The organism is Sessilibacter sp. MAH1, from assembly GCF_054658315.1.
Window position 1 is genome coordinate 46,616 of record NZ_BAAGIC010000005.1, and the last position, 20,840, is coordinate 67,455.

17 protein-coding genes are annotated in these 20,840 nt (G+C 43.9%); 11 read left to right on the forward strand and 6 right to left on the reverse strand.

Annotation, left to right across the window (positions count from 1 at the left end; genetic code table 11):
• Nucleotides 1-186: 186 nt before the first annotated feature.
• Complete coding sequence (locus ACYQ28_RS06690) at nucleotides 187-2,697, forward strand: putative Ig domain-containing protein (protein WP_460048992.1); 2,511 nt, start codon at nucleotides 187-189, stop codon at nucleotides 2,695-2,697.
• Between the two features lie 524 nt (nucleotides 2,698-3,221).
• On the opposite strand, the gene hemF is transcribed toward ACYQ28_RS06690, so the two are convergent.
• Both hemF and ACYQ28_RS06700 read right to left on the reverse strand, forming a co-directional pair.
• Nucleotides 3,222-4,130: an oxygen-dependent coproporphyrinogen oxidase gene (gene hemF, locus ACYQ28_RS06695; protein WP_460048993.1), complete on the reverse strand. Its 909-nt coding sequence runs from the start codon at nucleotides 4,128-4,130 to the stop codon at nucleotides 3,222-3,224.
• Between the two features lie 109 nt (nucleotides 4,131-4,239).
• A complete protein-coding gene (locus ACYQ28_RS06700; RefSeq protein WP_460048994.1) occupies nucleotides 4,240-4,809 on the reverse strand; it encodes an L-threonylcarbamoyladenylate synthase in 570 nt (189 codons plus the stop codon).
• 395 nt (nucleotides 4,810-5,204) lie between these two features.
• On the opposite strand from ACYQ28_RS06700, the gene ACYQ28_RS06705 reads away from it, so the two are divergent.
• A complete protein-coding gene (locus tag ACYQ28_RS06705) occupies nucleotides 5,205-5,471 on the forward strand; it encodes a hypothetical protein (RefSeq protein ID WP_460048995.1) in 267 nt (88 codons plus the stop codon).
• Between the two features lie 117 nt (nucleotides 5,472-5,588).
• Entirely contained in the window at nucleotides 5,589-5,936 is a 348-nt protein-coding gene (locus ACYQ28_RS06710; protein WP_460048996.1) for a hypothetical protein, read from the forward strand.
• Nucleotides 5,937-5,973: 37 nt separating this feature from the next.
• Here ACYQ28_RS06710 and dprA read toward each other — a convergent pair whose 3' ends face one another.
• Both dprA and ACYQ28_RS06720 read right to left on the reverse strand, forming a co-directional pair.
• On the reverse strand, nucleotides 5,974-7,158 hold the full coding sequence (gene dprA / locus ACYQ28_RS06715) for a DNA-processing protein DprA (protein ID WP_460048997.1): 1,185 nt from the start codon (nucleotides 7,156-7,158) through the stop codon (nucleotides 5,974-5,976).
• 41 nt (nucleotides 7,159-7,199) lie between these two features.
• Complete coding sequence (locus ACYQ28_RS06720) at nucleotides 7,200-8,297, reverse strand: LysM peptidoglycan-binding domain-containing protein (RefSeq protein WP_460048998.1); 1,098 nt, start codon at nucleotides 8,295-8,297, stop codon at nucleotides 7,200-7,202.
• Between the two features lie 411 nt (nucleotides 8,298-8,708).
• Between ACYQ28_RS06720 and def the strand changes: the two genes are divergently transcribed.
• The 6 genes from def (at nucleotide 8,709) to ACYQ28_RS06750 (ending at nucleotide 15,409) form a co-directional block, all read left to right on the forward strand.
• Nucleotides 8,709-9,218, forward strand: coding sequence for a peptide deformylase (def, locus tag ACYQ28_RS06725; protein ID WP_460048999.1), 510 nt, complete (start codon nucleotides 8,709-8,711; stop codon nucleotides 9,216-9,218).
• A gap of 241 nt (nucleotides 9,219-9,459) precedes the next feature.
• Nucleotides 9,460-10,419 (forward strand): methionyl-tRNA formyltransferase, encoded by a 960-nt coding sequence (gene fmt / locus ACYQ28_RS06730; RefSeq protein ID WP_460049000.1) that lies wholly within the window; start codon nucleotides 9,460-9,462, stop codon nucleotides 10,417-10,419.
• Between the two features lie 91 nt (nucleotides 10,420-10,510).
• Nucleotides 10,511-11,875, forward strand: a complete 1,365-nt coding sequence (gene rsmB / locus ACYQ28_RS06735) for a 16S rRNA (cytosine(967)-C(5))-methyltransferase RsmB (protein WP_460049001.1) — start codon at nucleotides 10,511-10,513, stop codon at nucleotides 11,873-11,875.
• Nucleotides 11,876-12,110: 235 nt separating this feature from the next.
• Complete coding sequence (locus ACYQ28_RS06740; RefSeq protein ID WP_460049003.1) at nucleotides 12,111-12,461, forward strand: hypothetical protein; 351 nt, start codon at nucleotides 12,111-12,113, stop codon at nucleotides 12,459-12,461.
• Nucleotides 12,462-12,543: 82 nt separating this feature from the next.
• Nucleotides 12,544-13,929, forward strand: a complete 1,386-nt coding sequence (gene trkA, locus ACYQ28_RS06745; RefSeq protein WP_460049004.1) for a Trk system potassium transporter TrkA — start codon at nucleotides 12,544-12,546, stop codon at nucleotides 13,927-13,929.
• Nucleotides 13,930-13,960: 31 nt separating this feature from the next.
• The gene (locus ACYQ28_RS06750; RefSeq protein WP_460049005.1) at nucleotides 13,961-15,409 is read left to right on the forward strand and encodes a TrkH family potassium uptake protein; all 1,449 of its coding nucleotides are present in this window, start codon (nucleotides 13,961-13,963) and stop codon (nucleotides 15,407-15,409) included.
• Here the strand turns inward: ACYQ28_RS06750 and znuB are convergent.
• Both znuB and ACYQ28_RS06760 read right to left on the reverse strand, forming a co-directional pair.
• Nucleotides 15,406-16,191, reverse strand: coding sequence for a zinc ABC transporter permease subunit ZnuB (gene znuB / locus ACYQ28_RS06755; protein WP_460049006.1), 786 nt, complete (start codon nucleotides 16,189-16,191; stop codon nucleotides 15,406-15,408). The genes ACYQ28_RS06750 and znuB overlap by 4 nt on opposite strands.
• Nucleotides 16,192-16,194: 3 nt before the next feature.
• Nucleotides 16,195-16,932 carry an ATP-binding cassette domain-containing protein gene (locus ACYQ28_RS06760; RefSeq protein ID WP_460049263.1) on the reverse strand — a complete coding sequence of 246 codons (738 nt, stop codon included), beginning with the start codon at nucleotides 16,930-16,932 and terminating at the stop codon, nucleotides 16,195-16,197.
• 202 nt (nucleotides 16,933-17,134) lie between these two features.
• On the opposite strand from ACYQ28_RS06760, the gene ACYQ28_RS06765 reads away from it, so the two are divergent.
• Nucleotides 17,135-18,013 (forward strand): metal ABC transporter solute-binding protein, Zn/Mn family, encoded by an 879-nt coding sequence (locus ACYQ28_RS06765; protein WP_460164697.1) that lies wholly within the window; start codon nucleotides 17,135-17,137, stop codon nucleotides 18,011-18,013.
• Between the two features lie 61 nt (nucleotides 18,014-18,074).
• Complete coding sequence (polA, locus tag ACYQ28_RS06770; protein WP_460049008.1) at nucleotides 18,075-20,816, forward strand: DNA polymerase I; 2,742 nt, start codon at nucleotides 18,075-18,077, stop codon at nucleotides 20,814-20,816.
• Nucleotides 20,817-20,840 lie beyond the last annotated feature (24 nt).

A 20,840-nucleotide genomic window follows, 5' to 3' on the forward strand; every position in this document is an offset into this window, starting at 1 on the left:
GCTTAAGTTTAAACGGCACGATAAATCTAATCAGCGTGTCCACTAAATAGATAACGTTAACGGCATTCGCATCAGACACAATTGCATGATTATTATCCACAGTCTGTGTTCAGATCATCCAAAAGTTTACTACCTGTATTGCTAATATCCAACGTCACTTAAAACAATACTTAGGGAAGAATTTGGATGAAAAATCTAAAGCTATCGAGTTTTAGTATTTTATTTACTGCGGCGATGTTAACGGCCTGCGGTGGGGGTGGTGGTTCTGGCTCAGGCGGTGAAAACTCGGCGCCTGTATTTTCAGCTCCAACACCCGCAACAGCGCTAGAAGACCAAGCGTTTAGCCTAGCCTTGTCGGCAACAGATACCGATGGCGATACACTTACTTATTCGGCAACAGGATTACCGGAGTGGTTATCAATAAACGCTTCTACCGGTTTACTAAGCGGAACACCGGAGCGACAAGATGTTGGTATAACTCAAGGTATTACTTTAACAGTAAGCGATGGCGAGGCGAGCGCGAATACCAGCTTAGATCTTGAGGTAATCCAAACCGAAACCCTGACGGTGTTTGGTTCTGTGTCTAATGTGGATTTACCTAATGCAGAAATCTCAGTTAGTTTTGTTGTCCCGCAATTTGCAGCTCCACAAAATAATAAGTCGCAACTTACAACGAAACTCGGCTTTTCTCAAAAAAATAAATTAACCTCTCAAGATGCAACATCCGAAAAAATTGTAGATACCACAATTACTACATCAAGCGACGAGAATGGTAACTTCCAATTTGATGTCTTACTAATCTCCGGTGAATTTACCGGTGAAGAACTTGTAGAAATAACCGCTCGTGGTGTAGGCGATCAAGATAATATCGAACTGTTAAGCCAAGTTGGCGATATCGACTTCTTATTAGAAAGTGCTGGCGATGATTTTCAATTAACTGTAGATGAATTATCAAGAATTAATATCTCGCCACTTTCCACGGCATTAGCATTGAGGGCGAGAGACAGAAACAATAATGTGTTGTCTCAAGATTGGGATGAAATTCAAGCGTTGGAATTCGGTTTAAGTGCAGAAGAAATTTTAAGTTTAGCAAATAATATTTTTTTGTTGACGGAATTAAACGCTTTATACGAGAGTGGTGCTACATTACTTGAAGCTTTTACAGTTGATGCAGCTAGTATAGAAAATATATTAAATGAGGTGTTTCAATTTAATGGTTTTCTAAATAGCGATAATAATTTGCTGCCAGAAATAAAAAATCTCCTTGAAGAAATAGAGCAATCCAGAATTAACGTTATATCTTTTAATTCAGCTAATATGTCGAAATTTGTAGATCGATCTGTACTCTTTACAACGCCTTTTGTGGTTGGCAGTCACCCAAGTGTTTCCGCCAGCGCTGCAGATTTCAATTCGGACGGAACAGGAGTCTTTTACAATAAATTCATCGGTGAGAGCGAAAGTAGTCCCATTGAGTGGAGACTTACATCCGAAGGCAGATTAATTATTAACGGAGCGGGAGGCTCAATAGTAGATAATGCTCGATTAAGAGTGGTAGATTTAGAATTAGATTCTGAAATAGAAAATTTCTTAGCGAACAATGGAATCTTTGGGAATATTGTTGTTGAACTTGATTTTATTGATGAATTTGTAGAATTAGAATTAATTTCAATAAACGAGGCATCAATAACGACCAATATTGTTCATACACAGACAGTAGCCATTGATACTTTGTTACTGAGTTTCGGGTATGTTGGAGATTTGCCCAGAATTAATCGAATAGGAAATCTAAATGGTACTAATACTATACTAGAATCCAAGATAGACTTCTCAGAATCTGATTTTTCAGAGCAAAGTTGGGTGATACCTGCACAGGAGAATTTTGGTGAATTAATTGGTAATGGGGTAGGTTTAGATGATTTAACTCACGACCTTTATTTTTTCAACGCGGATGGTACCACGAATCTTTCGTTACTAGGTGGAGAGTCTGCTAGATGGTCAATAAATGATGGCAGCCTAGAATTTAGCACTTTAGAAAATAACATAAAATTAACGCCATTAATCGAAACTCAAGATGATATCTATGTTATTGCAGAACGAGAGTTAATTGATGGGACTCGGTCTGTAACGCCTGGATATTTAACCAAACAGATAGACAGTGATGTAAATGCTTTTAGTGAAGATTTTATACTGCCGCAGATAACGGAATCACAGGGCTTGTTTTGGTTTTCTGGTAGACATTTTATATTTTCACCGGAGGATTTTAGTGACACGAACGTTATTAACTTTCTAAGATTGTTCGGATATGCATTTACAACTAACGAAAATAATTTTGTAAGTAGATTGGTTTCAAATATTTTTTCAAATGAAGAGCGAGATCGTTGTTTATCTAGAGATGATTTTCAGTGTATAGAGGTAATAGATAGACGTAGAATTGACGTTGATGGCAATAGAATAACATTAACGGAAGTGGATTCAATAGATCCATCTGGAATAACAAGAAGAGAACGGATATGGGACATTATCAACTATAATGCCGAATTAAAGCGAGCAGTTGTATTAGAAAGAGTTTTTCTAGAGGCAGACGGCTTGTCCGGTAACGTTTTAATTCCTCCTCGAATTAATGTTCTTCAAGTCATTGATCTTGCTATAGACTACCCAGAGGAATACGCAGACCAACCAACTATATTCAATCAATAAATATAAAAAACCAGGTGTAATGCCTGGTTTTTTTATTTCTGGTCTATACAAATAAATTATCTGTTAAGAAGAACTGTAGGAATTATTTAGTTATTTTTATATAAATTAGCCTGGTAATTAGTCGTCAAAGATAATTCTTGCGTTAGTATTAAAAATTAAGACGATTTGTCTGAAGTGTTGGAAAAATAATTATTTTTCTCAAAATCGATTTCGGGTTTTAGAAAATATCAACGAGCTGTTTTGATAAACCGGAATAAAAAAGCCCGGTGGGCCCGGGCTATTAATGATGGATTAGGCAGTTTTTACAACAAAGAAACATCAAACGGTAGCGATCGTATATTTTCAATATGCAATCTAAGTCAACTTCGGGCAATGGGTTCAACTAAAAAACACGTTTTAATTAAAAGGAATAAATCCCATTAATTAAAACGTAAGCCTCTTTCAATCTAGTTGAACCACAAGTTAACTACCATCTAACCGTAAACAAATTTTAAGGATTTGTTTGTCTAACCATTTAATCAATATCAAACCCAGTCGCGATCTTGTAAAAAATATTCCGTTAAGCGTGCTTCTTCACTACCAGGCTCCGGAGAGTAGTTGTATTCCCAGCGTACTAGAGGCGGTAGAGACATTAAAATAGATTCGGTGCGGCCGCCGGTTTGCAAACCAAACAAGGTGCCTCGGTCAAACACAAGGTTAAATTCAACGTAGCGACCGCGACGGAATAATTGGAAGTCTTTGTGTTTTTGTTCGTAAGGTGTGTTTTTACGTTTTTCTAAAATAGGGCAAATGGCTTCGGCGTAGCTGCTACCTACCGATTGCATAAACGCGAAGGATTTCTCAAAACCCCACTCGTTTAAATCATCAAAGAATAAACCACCAATACCGCGTGGTTCGCCACGATGTTTTAAATGGAAATATTCATCACACCATTTTTTGAAGCGTGGGAAGGTTTCTTCGCCAAAAGGCTCACAGGCGTTTTTCGCGGTTTGGTGCCAATAAACACAGTCTTCTTCAAAACCGTAATAAGGGGTTAGGTCATAACCGCCGCCAAACCACCAAACGGGTTCTTCGCCTTCTTTTTCGGCAATAAAGAAACGCACGTTTGCGTGGCTCGTAGGTGCAAATGGGTTTTCTGGATGAATAACCAGTGACACACCCATGGCTTCAAAATTGCGCCCGGCAAGTTCCGGGCGATGAGCCGTAGCAGAGGCTGGCATTTGAGCACCGGTGACATGAGAAAAGTTAACGCCGCCTTTTTCAATAACACCTCCGTTGGCGATGACACGAGTACGACCGCCGCCGCCCTCAGGGCGCTCCCAGTTCTCTTCAACAAATTTTGCCTTGCCATCTACTTTTTCTAAAGCGCTGCAAATTTCGTCTTGTACCTTAAGTAAATACGCTTTAACAGCGGCTTTGTCCACGGTGCTCATTGTTTTATGCCTCTTTATTTCGTCCCTAGACGTTAGAAAACTTGCGTGTTGGTATCCCAACCGAACGCGCGCAGTGTAACAAGCAAGAGTATGGAATAAATGAGATAAATCAAGCGCAACGCAAGACAGCACCGCTTAAAAGGTCGCGAATTTGAGTGGGAGATTGCAAATTACCAACTTGGCCCGGTGCATAATATAAAGGTTCGGCGGGGAAATATTTACGCACTTGCAGTTGGGTTTTTGCCGCGGGTAAGCCGCCGGGATTGGCGGAGGTAGACACAATCGGCCCGCCAAAACGAGTACACAGCGCCTGTACAACCGGGTGATCGCTTACGCGCACAGCTAGTGACTGATGCACACCACGAACCCAAGGCGGTGCAGTACCGTTATGGGGAATCACCCAAGTATTTGGCCCCGGCCAAGACTGCTCTAATGTGTGTAAATGTTCATTAGAAAGACCTTTCAAAAACGGTAATAATTGCTCAATATTAGCGGCAACTAAAATAACACCTTTTTTATAGGGTCTTTGTTTTAAATGCAGAATTTTAAACACCGCCTGCTCATCAAACGGATCACAACCCAAACCCCAAACGGCCTCGGTGGGGTAGGCGATGACCTCGCCACGGTTTAAGGCTTGGGTTGCTTGAATAACCTTAGAATTTAAAAGCCATTGATTCACAATAAAAAGCTCAATTGATAAACGTCAAAAATATGAAAAATAATAGCACAAGCAGAACGGCGAAATAATGCTTAATAAACTTTGATTTACCTAGAAATTTCTCGTGATACAAAGAAACGTCATTAATTTTACGAGTTGTAGGTGATTAGATTTGTGACAAATTAGAAATCGCATTTGATTAATTTTTAGAAGAGTTAATCAAAGGTCTCTATAAATTAAGTTAAAAACTACAGGAAACTTCGACTGCTTTTGAATTTCAAGTTTTAGCGAATATCTTGATTTTAAAATTAAGATATTAATAGACAAAAAATTAATAATCAAAAGGTGACGATTATTTACGACGGAGAAAAAGTATTACGATCACGTTTAAGTTCCCGGTCGAATATGATTATTTATTGCATTTCGCTAACCTATTAAATGATCAAAAAATCATAGAGTTAATTACAGCGGATAATTCTATTTCGCACGAAGATGCCGAATACCTCAGCCGTTTCTTTTGGCGCATGGTTGATATGTCTATTGAGCTAGAGAACCATACCGGAACTTCACTATTTGAAGAATCGAACGAGTTTTGGAATGAGAAATTAATGTTGTCTATTTCTGGCTTTATAGAGCAACAAGGTTTTGAGGATGTATGGAATAGAGTGGTTGATGAGCTGTAACCTTTTTATACTAATAAATCTAACACTTTAGTTGTTTTGCAGGTAAATTTGGGTAAAGATAACGGATCAAAAAAATATATTGTCTACAATCTCGAAAAATTATTAAGAGGTTGTGTTATGAAAAAAGGTGTGACTTTATTTTTGCTGCTAGGTATTTTTTCTGCAACTGCGAATGCTGGATTTATTCCTAATGTAGAACCAAAAAATATTTACGGCGCAAATTCAATTCAATTTGGTATCGATAATCCGCCTGAAGATACTTGTTCTTTTCATAAAAGAAATTTTCGGTTTGTAGCAACTACCGATGGCGGTAAAAATATTTTAAGTATGTTACTTGCCACTAAGCTTTCCGGTAAAAAAATAAATATTTGGTATGCCTCTGCTGAAAATCCCGGAACAACGGAATTAAACGGTTGCACCGAAGTTGGTTTGAGTAATATTTACCAAATTGGTATTGCAGAATAGTTGATTTAATCAGAGTTTTTTAGAAAGAATAATTTCATTAGAGAATTATTCTTTCTACCCTTCCGTCGATATGGCTAATTAATCCATCCAGTTCTAGATTTAAAATTTCTACTAATAGTTGCTCAACGGGGATTTGAGTTTTTTCTGCCAATAGGTCGATGCTAATGCTTTCGAAGCCGATGGTGTAGAGAAGTAATTTTTGCTCGGGTGTTAGAGGCTGCTGAGGCGCTGGGTCATTACCATTTAGCTGCTGTAGCTCGATTAATTCTTGGTGTTTTTCGGCTAATAACCCGCTCAGTTCATCAATAATGTCTTGGCTGCTTTCAACCAGTTTTGCGCCTTGTTTTATGAGTTGGTGGCAGCCTTTTGCAAGTGGATTATGAATGGATCCAGGTATGGCGAAAACTTCGCGGTTTTGTTTGAGAGCGGTGTTGGCGGTAATCAGTGAGCCACTTTGAATTTTTGCTTCTACCACCAAGGTGCCGAGGCTTAAGCCGGAAATAATTCTGTTGCGTTTTGGAAAACTCGATCTGAGTGGTTTGGCGCCGAGAGGGAATTCTGTGATTAAACAACCACCTCTGTTAATAATTTGTTCGGCCAATGCTCGGTTAGACGCCGGGTAAATTTTGTCAATTCCCGTTGCCATAACAGCAATGGTTTTACCCAAGCCATCCATCGCGCCAAGATGCGCGGCGCTATCGATTCCAAGTGCTAAGCCGCTGGTAATCACAAAGCCATTGGTGGCAAGGTGTTTGGCAAATGCGCGTGCGTTTTGTGTGCCTTGTTCTGAGCAGTTACGACCACCAACAATTGCGAGATTGGGTAGATGCAAAGCGGTGGTGTCACCTTTGGTGTAAAGAACCGGGGGAGGGCTGGATATCTGCGCTAATAATCTTGGGTAATTATTACTGCCAAATTCAATCACATTGGCGTTTAAATCTTGCAGTCGCAGAGCGGTTTTACTCAAACATTGTAGTAGTTCTGAGTTTTCTGGGTGGTTGATATAAGCCTTAAATAAGGCCGCAGAGTCGGGTTTTAGCAGTTGAAAAACGTCATTGGGATGCTTGAGAAGCTGCTCGGCATTTTGGTGAGCGCAAAGTTGTTTGATCAACTCAGTTGGCGATTTAAACGAGAGTTGCTCTAACAAAAGTGCCGCAAGTTGCGAGTTAGAAAAGGAGCTTTCAGGAAAGTAATCGCGAAGATTGATAGTTGGTTGAATCACACGCCCTCCTTGGCGTTAAGCTCCGATATGCGGTGCGTTTTTTAGAAGTTGCGTACCGGGCTGTAAAGCTTGTCGTTTACGTTAATGGGGCGCTCGGCCTCTAAAATTAATGCGTAGCTGACTTTCTCGAAGGTTCTAAACACCATGGCGATACCAACACGCTCTTCTGGCAATTGCACAATGGAATCAGCGATGCGGTCGCGAATGGTTTCGCCTTCTTTATAGATGGCTAGCACATCACCGGGCTCAAGTTGCTCGCGAACGCCTTTATTCAGCACTAACACATCAAACTTACCAGCGTGGGTTAGGCCGTCTTGAACTTCTAGGATTAGACCCTGGAAGTTCTCATCATCAGGAGCTGATGGGAAAAAGGTTGGATCGATAGCGCGTTCTTCGTTGGGTAATAAGCGATCACCAACGGTAATTTCAGCGGCCATACGGTTAATCTGCATGGTAGCAACTTCGCCTTGTAAGGCATTTAACCGGGCGCTGCCAACATCTTTAGATCGATAGCCCAATACTTCTTTGGTTAATGGATCGACGTATTCATCGCCCAGACGGTAAAGGTTGTAAGCAGAAATATCGGGATTAAACTCACCCCGAGCGTAGACCTTGTCGCCAGCACCGAGCAGGATGCGTTTTTCTTGGCCGCCGAGCACATATGGGGCGTGTTCAAAGGTTGGCTTTTCTAACACACGATTCTGATTTAAGAATGCGTTGATAACGTCTAACGGAATGGCAGGAATGGCTTCTTCCAGCGGAATTACGCGTACCGCAGGCGCTAATTTAACGGTATTGGGATCGCCGCCAACGGAGCGTCTGGGGGTTAGGCGTTGCGTGCGCTTGTCGATAGTTAGGCGAGGTTGACCATCGAGATAAACCAAGCGAACCACATCACCAGGGAAAATAAGGTGAGGGTTGTTGATTTGCGGGTTTACATGCCAAATTTCTGGCCACATCCAAGGATTTTCGAGGAAGGTTGCTGAGATATCCCAGAGCGTGTCGCCTTCAACAACGATGTATTCGTCGGGGTGGTTCTGGCGTAATTGCGCCTGTGCTAGGGCATCAACACTGAACGAAAAGCTTAAAATAGCACTGGTGATAGCTGAAAAAACGAGCTTTTTGAAGCGAATTTTCATGGAACGCGATCCTATGCACTTGGTTTAACCAAGTTCGTTTGGGTATTTGCAAGGGCTTAAAGAGCTAAGTCTCTAAGCACGAAAGTCCTTTGGCAATAGCCGCATCTATAACGACTGTGATATTTTAGCCAAATAACCCAGCAGGTTGATCGGCCAATGTTGCAAAACAAGACTTAGTCACAATATTTGCTTTGACATACGGCAGAAAATCGACGCTTTTTGCATTCTGGTCGATAATTTGCGGTGAGACACCGCGTATTTTTAGTCGCGAGACTAAAAACTGAGACTTTTCTGCAGTAAAAATCCGAGCCTGATCATAATGTTAGCAGCGGTTGTTGCGTATTTGCTAGAGGTTTGTCACAAAGGCATCGGTCAAATCCGTTTAATCCTGAATATCATTGGTATAAAAGTATGGCATTGTTAGAGATTTTAGAGTTTCCAGATCCACGTTTGCGCAAGGTGGCTGAACCTGTCAAAGAAGTGGATGATGGTATACGTAAAATCATTGATGATATGTTCGAGACCATGTACAACGCGCCAGGCATCGGCCTTGCGGCGACGCAGGTCAATATTCACCGCCAAATTATCGTTATTGATGTCTCAGAAGACCAAAGTGAACCACGGGTATTTATCAATCCAGAAATTCAAGTTGTTGATCAAGACTTGTTCAGCTACGACGAAGGTTGCCTTTCTGTACCGGGATTTTACGAAACCGTTGAGCGCCCTAAGCATGTGACCGTAAAAGCGCTTGATCGTAACGGTGAAGCCTTCGAGATACATCCAGAAGGTTTGCTAGCGGTGTGTATTCAGCATGAAATGGATCATTTGTCGGGTAAGTTATTTGTTGATTACATTTCGCCCATGAAGCGTGATCGCATTCGCAAAAAACTCGAAAAACAGCATCGCATGCAAGCTTCTTAAACACAAAGATTCTTATATAACGGAGCTCTGCATTAACGAGTTTTTTATTCAAAGACTCTGTTTTGTTTTTAGGTGTCGCGGTTCGGTTGCGATACCTTACACATCACTACCGCGCTAAATTGGTTTTCTTTTTTCAGACTTCTCGTTTTTCATCTTTCCTGGTGAATCGTTATAATCGCCGCTTTTAAGCCAAACATAGCTAAGATGTGAGTGCTTACACACAAAATTTCTGAGATCTAACGTGACCCAATCTTCTTTGAATATTGTTTTTGCCGGAACACCGGATTTTGCCGCTGCACATTTGCAAGCTCTTCTAGAAAGCCATCACAAGGTTATTGCCGTTTACACACAACCCGATCGTCCGGCGGGACGTGGTAAAAAGTTGCAAAAGAGCGCGGTTAAGCAAGTCGCCGAAGCTTACAATTTACCGGTTTACCAGCCCCTGAATTTTAAAGCGCAAGAAGATCGCGATCAGTTGGCGGCATTAAGTGCCGATATTATGGTGGTTGTGGCCTACGGTTTAATTCTCCCTGTAGCGGTACTAGAAACACCACGCTTAGGTTGTGTAAACGTGCACGCATCACTTTTGCCGCGCTGGCGAGGTGCTGCGCCGATTCAACGTGCGGTTGAGGCCGGTGACGCAGAAAGCGGCGTGACCATTATGCAAATGGAGAAGGGGCTTGATACCGGTCCCATGTTGGAAGTGGTTAAGTGCGAGATAACCGCGACTGAAACCGGCGGCAGTTTGCACGATAAACTCATGAATATGGGATCTCCTGCGTTAATTAAAGCTTTGGATGACCTCGCGTTAGGTAAGGCTGTGCCCGAGGTTCAAGATCACGATGCGGCCAACTATGCTTCTAAAATTGAAAAGCCCGATTTGGATATAAACTGGCAGGAATCAGCCGACGTTATCGAGCGTAAAATCCGCGCGTTTAATCCATTTCCGGTGTGCTTCAGCGATCTTAACGGCGACCGTATTAAGTTGTTTGATGCTGCGGTTGCTACCTCGTCAAAAGCCAACAGCCCAGGGGAAATTCTTGCGGTGGATAAGTCTGGAATTACCGTAGCTTGCGGTGAAGGTGCGCTGGCGTTATCGAGAATTCAGATTCCTGGCAAAAAACCTATGGCAATTGCCGATCTACTTAATGGTTACAGCGATAAATTTCAGCCGGGATTTGTTTTTAAATCGGCGCTTTAACCTAGGCTTTGATAAGCCAATTCAACATTTACCAACCGTCGGTGATTTCTGGCGGTTGCCGTTTTAGTCCACTGATAAAATTACTTCGCCAATGACCAATGTTCGTCAAATCGCTGCGCTTACTCTAACCAGACTCGCTCGTGATCAAGAAACGCTAGCCCAGTTGTTACCTAATGCCAGCAAACAAGTTGCCGACGTTGATCGTGCTTTATTACAAGATCTCTGTTTTGGTACTTGCCGCTGGTATCCGCGTATCAAGCAAGTGTACTTACAGATGATGGATAAGCCTTTCAAAGAAAAGGATACCGATCTGGAAATGCTGATGTACATCGGTATTTATCAGCTGGGTTATAGCGAAATTGCCGAACATGCAGCAATCAGCGAAACGGTGGACGCTGTTAAAAAATTGCAGAAACATTGGGCGGTTAAATTAATTAACGCACTTTTGCGTCGTTATCAGCGCGAAAAAGATGCGCTTAACCAGCAGGCGATAGACTTTAACGAGCAGGGTTTGTACGCGCATCCTAATTGGTTAATAAAAGCCGTTACCAAATTTTGGCCGAATGAAGCCGAGGAAGTGTTTGCGGCGAATAATGCCCATCCACCGTTTGTGATTCGCGTTAATGCACAGCAAAACACGCGCGATCACTATTTAAGTTTGTTGAGTGATGCAGGCATTGGCGCGACGGCTTGTGAATTTTCAGATGTGGGAATTCGCCTAGACCAACCAACGGCGGTGCAAAACCTACCCGGATTCGAGCAAGCGGCTTGCAGCGTACAAGACGAAGCTGCGCAATTCGCGGCAACCTTATTGGATTTACAACCCGGACAAACCCTATTGGATGCTTGCGCCGCTCCCGGCGGTAAGACATTGCATATTTTAGAAGCCGAGCCTGAACTTGCCCGTTTGGCGTGTTTGGATATTTCTAACAAGCGCTTACGACGTGTGGAAGAAAATCTGGTCCGTGCCGGTGTTGAGTTTCAATATGACACGGTTTTGGTTCATCAAGACGCAGAAGATTCCAGTAAGTCGGTGAGTTTGGTGGCCGGCGATGCCTTGGTGACGGAGCAATGGTGTGATGAGTCGGTGTTGTTTGATCGTATTTTGTTGGACGCGCCTTGCTCGGCAACAGGAGTTATTCGTCGCCATCCCGACATCAAGTTGCTGCGTTTGGCAAACCAAATAGAAACGCTGGCAAATTTGCAGTTAGAAATCCTGCGATCACTGTGGACAAAACTTAAGCCTGGCGGACGCTTGGTGTATGCGACCTGTTCTATTTTTCCCGAAGAGAATGCCGAAAACATCGCACGCTTTTTAACAGAACAAACCGATGCTGTTGAGATAAAAATCGATGCGCCTTGGGGAATAGAGCAGATTCACGGCAAACAACTTTTGGCAAAAACCAACGGTCACGACGGCTTTTATTATTGCGTGTTAGAAAAAGCCCAGTGCTAGCTTGCTTTCATCTGCTGGATTTTTAATTAAGGAAACTCTGATTAACCTAGAGTTTCTCGCGACACAAGGATGTGTCGCCAATTTCAAGAACTGTAAGTGATTGAAATTGTGAAGAAATTGGAAATCACATTTTCAATTTCTGCCCTCTGATTAAATCAAGGATGAGTTAATCAGAGGTTCCTTAAGCCTATTAGGCTCAAAAACATGGGTTCAAAAACAACAGTTAATAATCACCATGACGGATAATAACCTTCCCAAAATGTCACCCGAGACGGAATCAGATAATCCGCAAGCGCACATTAAAGCTCTTACCGTGATTCGTGTTTTAGGTTGGGCGAATACTTTAGCGTTTATCATCCTATTAATAACGGCGAAAGGCTCAGCTCAGTGGCATTCGCTTGCCACCAATATCACAGGGATAATTTGCATCGCTGGCACAGCATTTTTATACGGATTTTCGGCGAAGTTCTTTAATAATACCGAAAAAACCGAGCTAATCAGTTATTTTAAACCCTATCGTTTGGGCACAATGATTTTGATTTTTGGTGCGTTATACGTTTTGGGCATTCGCTACTTGGGTGGTTGATCTTTGCTGATACTGGTTGTGTGAGTCACAAATTGTAGAATTTATGCGACAATGATCAGGATTAGCGTTTTGTTATTTCATTATGAAAATTATTATTCTTGGAGCTGGTCAGGTTGGCGGCACTCTTGCTGAAAACCTAACGAACGAATCCAACGACATTGTCATTGTCGATACCGATGAAGCTCGGCTGCGTGAGTTGCGAGATCGTATCGATATTGGTGTTGTTACCGGCGAAGCTTCGCATCCGCGAACCTTGATTCAAGCCGGTATTGAAGATGCCGAAATGTTGATTGCCGTTACCAGTAACGACGAAATCAACATGATCGCCTGCCAAGTGGCGCACAGTCTATTTAATACCCCCACCAAAATTGCTCGCATTCGCCAACGCGCCTACCTCGATAAGCCTGAACTCTTCAAAAACGACCGAATTCCCATTGATGTTTTAATCAGCCCAGAGAAACTGGTCTCGGACAATATCTATCGTTTAATTCAGCAGCCCGGCGCGCTACAGGTTTTGGATTTTGCCGACGGTGCGGCGCAGCTAGTGGCGGTAAAAGCCTATTACGGCGGGCCGCTGGTTGGGCAAGAGTTACGTTATTTACGTCAGCATATGCCTGCGGTTGATACGCGAGTGGCGGCGATTTACCGACGCAATCGCGCCATCATGCCGGAAGGCTCCACGGTTATCGAAGCCGACGACGAAGTGTTCTTTATTGCCGCACGCAGCGATATTCGCGCAGTAATGAGTGAACTGCGCAAGTTAGAACGTCCGTACCGACGCATACTCATTGCTGGCGGCGGTAATATCGGTGCTGGTCTTGCGCAACAGTTAGAAAAATCCTACGGCGTAAAAATTATCGAATACAGCCGTGAGCGCAGCCAGCATTTGGCCGAACAGTTAACCCATACCATTGTTTTACACGGCAGCGCTTCCGATCAAGATTTGCTGGTGCAAGAAAACATCGAAGATACCGATGTGTTTTTAGCGCTCACCAACGACGACGAGGCCAACATCATGTCGTCGATGCTCGCCAAACGTTTGGGGGCACGTAAGGTGATGGCGTTGATTAACAATCCAGCCTATGTTGATTTAGTGCAGGGCGGTGAAATTGACATTGCCTTCTCTCCACAGGTTACCACCATCGGCAGTTTGCTCACCCATGTTCGCCGTGGCGATATGGTTAATGTGCATTCCCTTCGCCGTGGCGCGGCAGAAGCCATCGAGGTTATCGCTCATGGCGATGAAAAATCATCGAAAGTGGTTGGAAAAACACTGGATACCATCGATCTACCGCAGGGCGCGACCATTGGCGCTATCGTGCGTGAAGAAGAGGGCGTTCCCAAGGTGATTATCGCTCACGACGACACCGTGGTAGAAAGCGGTGATCACGTGATTGTTTTCTTAGTTGATAAAAAATTCACCCGCGACGTAGAAAAACTGTTCCAGGTTGGATTCAGTTTCTTTTAGCGTTCATCTGCAAAGGCAAAAACAGTAACTCATGCATTTTGGCGTAATTTCTCGGGTTTTAGGCGTGCTTTTGATGCTGTTTAGCTTAACGCTAATGCCGCCTGTGGGTGTGTCTTTATGGTTTAACGACCAGAGTTACCCGGCTTTTTTGCTCGCCTTTCTTATCACCTTTTTTACCGGATTTTTATTCTGGTTACCGTTTTATAACCTCAAGCAAGACCTCCACACTCGCGATGGTTTTATCATCACGGCACTGTTTTGGTTTGTACTGGGGTTGTTCGGATCGCTACCTTTTTTATTCTCGCACAGTCCAAACCTGTCGTTTACCGATGCATTGTTCGAATCCCTATCAGGATTAACCACCACCGGTGCAACGGTGATTACAGGTTTGGATGATCTACCTAGGGCTATTTTGTATTACCGCCAGCAGCTGCAATGGTTGGGTGGTATCGGGATTATCGTGATTGCCGTTGCCATTTTGCCGATGTTAGGTGTTGGAGGTATGCAACTTTATCGCACCGAAGCGCCCGGACCGGTTAAAGACTCAAAATTAACACCGCGCATCACCGAAACCGCTAAGGCGCTGTTTGTGATGTATTTTAATCTGACGCTGCTGTGTGCTTTGAGTTACTGGGCCGCTGGCATGACGTTGTTTGATGCCATTGGCCACGCCTATGCAACGGTGGCCATTGGTGGATTCTCCACTCACGACGCCAGCATCGGCTACTTTGATAGCCATTTAATCATGGCGATTTGCATGGTGTTTATGGTGCTGTCGGGCATTAACTTTGCGCTGCACTTTTTTGCTTGGCGTGAACGCCAGCTTAAGCATTATTTGAGTGATCCCGAATGCCGCTTCTATTTAAAAGTGATTGTTTTTGGCATGGCGGTGACGGTGTTTTACTTGGTGATCACTAATACCTATTCACCCACCGTAGCTTTCTGGCAGGGCAGTTTTGAGCTGGTTTCATTACTGACAACCACCGGATTCGGTGTAGCCGATTTCAGTATTTGGCCAGCATTCCTACCGTTTTTCTTGTTCTACATGTCGTTTATGGGCGGATGCGCAGGTTCCACCGGTGGCGGCATGAAGGTAGTGCGTGTGCTGCTGGTGTTAAAGCAGGGAATGCGTGAACTGAACCGACTGATTCATCCCAATGCCGTCATCAGCGTAAAGTTTGGCAACAAAGCTGTTCCCGATCGAATCGTCGATGCGGTTTGGGGATTCTTCGCGGTGTACGTTATTTCGTTTATGTTTATGTTTTTGCTGTTGTTGGCAACGGGTTTGGATTTTCTGACATCGTTTTCGGCAGTTGGCGCTAGCATTAACAACCTAGGGCCGGGGCTGGGTGAGGTGGCTACCCATTATCGCGATATTCCCGATACCGCGAAATGGGTGCTGTGTTTTGCCATGTTGCTGGGTCGTTTGGAAGTGTTCACCTTGTTGGTACTCTTCTCGCCCATGTTTTGGAAGCGTTAAACCTTTTGACGGAAAAACAAGCTCAAGCCAAAAAGCACTGCTGCACTTAACACGATTGAAGGGCCAGCTGGTGAGTCCCACCAGTAAGAAGCAGTCAGCCCGCCTGCTACAGCCACGATACCTACAAGGCTTGCCAAAACCGCCATCTGTTCAGGGGTTTTACTCAGGCGACGACTGGCCGCAGCGGGAATAATCAGTAGGGCCGTTATCAATAAAACGCCCACCACCTTCATGGCTATGGCAATCACCAGCGCCATTAACAACATTAAAAACGTTCGAACCTGAAACACATTCACGCCTTCAACTTTGGCTAGATCTTCATCGACGGTGAGCGCCAATAGTTTGCGCCATAAAAAGCACAACGCGGTAATCACAAAAGCACTTACCGCAGAAATGGTGAGTAGGTCGGTTAAATTTACCGCCAACAAATCGCCAAACAAATACGCACTTAAATCGATACGAATGCTCGACTGCAAGTTTGCGATAACCAGTCCGAGAGCAAGGGTTGAATGCGAAAGAATACCCAGAAGTGTGTCGGTAGCCAGCACTCGTTTTTGTTGCAGCATGACTAGGATTAACGCCAGCAACAAACACCCGCAGGTTACGGCAAGGTTTAGATTAATCGAGAGTAACCAACCAAAGCTCACACCCAACAGCGCCGAATGAGCAAGCATATCGCCAAAGTAAGCCATCTTGCGCCAAACAATGAAGCAACCTAAAGGGCCTGCAACCAAGGCAACGGAAATTCCGGTTAAGATCGCCAGGATTAAAAAGTCAGGCATGGATTAGGTTTCGCTCTCGTGGGGGTGATCACAAATACCATTATCATGACTGTGATCGTGATGATGTGTGTAAATCGCAACGCCGGCGTCGGTTTGGCGGCCAAATAACTCTAAAAACGCAGGATCATCACTGACATTTTCAGGATGACCCTGGCAACATACATGATGGTTTAAGCAGACAACGGTATCGGTCTGCGCCATGACCAAATGCAAGTCATGAGAGATCATCAGTACGGCGCAACCAAGCTCGCCGCGTAAATCGCCAATCAATCGATAGAGTGTTGATTGCCCGGCAATATCAACGCCTTGCACGGGCTCGTCCAAAACCAAAAGGTCGGGCTTTCTTAAAATAGCGCGAGCCAGCATCACGCGCTGTAATTCACCGCCCGATAACTGCGCCATAACGTGTTTGCCAATATCGGGAACCTTTACTCGCTCTAGAGCCTCAGACACCTCTGCTTTATTGGCGCCGGTTAATGCTAAAAAGCGTCGTACATTCAATGGCATACTACTATCAAGGCTAAGTTTTTGCGGCATGTAACCCACCGATAAATTCGGTTTAGTAACAATACTGCCTGAGTCAGCATTGACTAGGTTCAGCAAAATTCTGACAAGAGTGGTTTTACCGGCACCGTTTGGGCCAATCAGAGTTAGAATTTGCGCCGGAAGAATTTCGATATCGACTTTATCGAGAATGATTTTGTTGGCGCGTGAGAAACAAATGTCTCTAGCCTTGATCAGTGGCTGATCGAGCGCAACATTGGAAGATTGCAATTAAAACTCCTAAAAACTTGGCGGTGAGAGTGACTTCGCCGCGACAGGTGGCGTATCTTAGACCATTTCCACAACCAGTGTTTAATTAGATTAACGAAAAGAAAGTAACAGGGAATATTCACCTTTGAGTTTGTTATCCAAAATGTTTAACCACGCTTTTCGTGTGTTATTGAGCGTCACTTTAATTGCACTATTTTGTGCAAAGGTAAATGCTGGGGAAGCTAAGCCCGTTGTTTTAGCCAGCAACCAGCCTTTATATTTGTTGCTGCAAGAGCTTTTACAAGATCGCGCCGTCGTCACTCGACTAATGCCGTTGGGTGTAAGTCCGCACGGTTTTCAAATGAGTTTTTCACAACGCAACTCGGTTGCCAAAGCCGATACGGTGGTTTGGGTCGGTGCGAGTTTGGAGCCGTTTTTGTCAGGTGTGTTGAGCACTAAAGACAACATTAATACCAGTCAGCTAACGGGTATCGTATGGCCGGTAGGTTATGCAGAGAGTCATGTTCATGAAGGCCATGATGATCACGATCACGGCGCCTATGACCCTCACCTGTGGTTAAACCCCGATAACAGTCTGGTTATTGCCAAGGCGGTGATTGAACATCTTAACGACAATGAGTTGCTGACAGCCTCAGACAAAAAAGCGTTAAACGAACAATATCTGAGCTTCGAAGCGTCCATTCATCAGCTCAACAATGAACTTAGCCAGCAATTACAGCCTGTTCACGACGTGCCTTTTGTGGTGTTTCACGACGCACTCGGGCATTTTCAGCAGCGATTTGGTTTGCAACAGTACCAAGTCATTACCAAAACACCGGAGCAGAGACCTGGCGCAAAGCATCTCGCAGAGCTGCGTAAAACACTCACTCATGCACAGTGTTTGCTGGTTGAACCCTATTACCGACAATCCCAAGCGTTAAGATTGCGCGATGAATTCGCGTTAACCATGGTTGAAATTGATATCCTAGGGCAAAACGCGACTAGCTATAGTGATTTAATAAAAACATTGGGACACCAATTTCAGCAATGTTTAAGTGCTAAACCCTAGTTTACAGCGCGATCCAAATACGCTTTTTTATCCGATCTACATTTAAGTTTTAAAAAATATTATGGCAGACAAGACCCCACCGTTAATTCTCATTGATGGCTCATCTTATTTATTCCGTGCTTTCCATGCGCTTCCACCACTGACCAACAGTAAGGGCCAGCCAACGGGCGCCATCAAGGGTGTGGTTAATATGCTGCGGCGTATGGAGAAAGACTATCCAAACAGTCCCGTCGCGGCCGTGTTTGATGCCAAAGGCAAAACCTTTCGTAACGATATGTACTCCGAGTACAAAGCTCATCGTCCGCCAATGCCCGATGATTTGCGCAGCCAAATAGAGCCGCTGCACAATATTATTCGAGCCATGGGCATTCCGCTGCTTATTATTGATGGCGTAGAAGCCGACGATGTCATTGGAACCCTAACGTCCCAAGCTATTGAGCACGGTTTAGAGGTGGTGGTTTCCACCGGTGATAAGGACATGGCGCAACTGGTGAACAGTCACGTCACCTTGGTTAACACCATGACTGATACAACCATGGATATCGCGGGTGTTGAAGCTAAGTTTGGTATTCCACCGGAGTTAATCATTGATTACCTCGCATTAATGGGTGACAAAGTTGATAACATTCCGGGCGTTGCCGGTGTTGGCGAAAAAACCGCGTTGGCTCTGCTGCAAGGTTTGGGCGGTTTAGATGACATCTACAACAACCTGGAAAAAATCAAAGAGCTTTCCTTCCGCGGTGCCAAAACCATGGCCCAAAAGCTCGAAGAGCATAAAGAGAACGCCTACCTTTCTTATCAGTTAGCGACCATCAAAACCGATGTTGATTTAGACATCACCTTGGGTGACTTAAAACCCGAACCAGAAGATCATCAAAAACTGCTTGAGCTATTTACCGATCTGGAATTTAAAAGTTGGATTCGCGAGCAAGAGAACATTATTGCCAATCCACAACTTGCTGAAACACAAAACAACAACGAATCGGAGACAAGCGCCGCAAATTACCATGTGGTATTTGAAGAATCTGAATTGGATGAATGGCTTAAAAAACTGAGTGCGGCCGACATCTTTGCGTTTGATACCGAAACCACCAGCCTAAATTATATGGAAGCACAAATCGTTGGTGTTTCTTTTGCCATTAATGCCGGTGAAGCGGTCTATGTGCCGTGCAGCCACGATTATGTGGGGGCGCCCGAGCAAATCTCCAGAGACGTATTGCTCACCAAACTTAAGCCATTGTTAGAAAACCCAGCACTTAAAAAAGTTGGGCAAAACCTTAAATACGATCGCAGCGTATTATTGAATCACGATATCGATTTACAAGGTATCGAGTTTGATACCATGCTCGAATCCTACGTTTTAAATTCCGTCGCGACACGTCACGACATGGATAGCCTTGCGGAATTTTATTTGGGTAAGCAAACCATTCATTTTGAAGATATTGCTGGCAAAGGCGCTAAGCAGCTGACCTTTAATCAAATTGAAATCGAAAAAGCAGGCCCATACGCTGCCGAAGACGCCGATATTACGCTGCAACTGCACCAAAAATTATCGCAAGAATTAAGTGACGAAAAATCACTTGAGAGCGTTTTGAAAAATATCGAAATGCCGCTGTTACCGGTTTTATCAAAAATAGAAAGAACCGGTGCGTTAATTGATACTGATTTATTGCAAAAACATTCCCAAGAATTAGAAGTTCGGTTAAAAACCCTAGAAAAAGACGCCTATGATATGGCAGGCGAAGAATTTAATCTGGCGTCGCCCAAACAGTTGGGTACGATTTTATTTGAAAAACTAAACATTCCGGCTATTAAAAAAACCAAGACCGGAACGCCATCTACCGCTGAAGATGTTTTACAAGAATTAGCATTGGATTATCCGTTGCCAAAATTACTGCTGGAATATCGCGGATTGGCAAAACTTAAATCGACCTACACCGATAAATTGCCATTAATGCGCAACGAAAAAACCGGCCGGGTGCATACCTCTTATCACCAAGCGGTTACCGCAACCGGTAGATTATCGTCGTCCGATCCAAACTTACAAAACATTCCAATTCGTAATGCCGAAGGCCGACGTATTCGCCAAGCGTTTATTGCGCCCGAAAATTATAAAATTCTAGCAGCGGATTATTCTCAAATTGAATTGCGAATAATGGCGCATTTATCCGGCGATAAAGGTTTGCTGCATGCCTTCCAAAATGATTTGGATGTGCATAAGGCAACCGCAGCGGAAGTGTTCTCAACCTCAGTTGATGCCGTTACTAATGATCAGCGTCGCAGTGCCAAAGCCATTAATTTCGGCTTAATTTATGGTATGTCGGCGTTTGGTTTGGCAAAACAGCTGAATATTGGTCGCAACGATGCCCAAGGTTATATCGATCGCTACTTCGAAAAATATCCCGGCGTTGCCGAATATATGGATGAGATTCGAGCCAGCGCCAAAGAACGCGGTTATGTTGAAACCATCATGGGACGTCGGCTGTATTTACCCGAAATTAATTCTACCAATGGTATGCGTCGCCAAGCCGCCGAGCGCACAGCGATCAACGCGCCTATGCAAGGCAGCGCCGCCGACATCATCAAAAAGGCCATGATTTTAGTGGATGGCTGGCTGCAAGATAGCGCTACCGATGCACGCATTATTATGCAGGTTCACGATGAATTGGTTCTAGAAGTTGCCGAGAGTCAACTGGAATTCGTGCAAGAAAAAGTGTGCGCAATTATGTCGTCGGCGACTGAATTAAGCGTGCCGTTATTGGTAGAAGCAGGATTTGGAAATAATTGGGACGAAGCCCATTAATTAAATAACAAGATCAATTTAGGA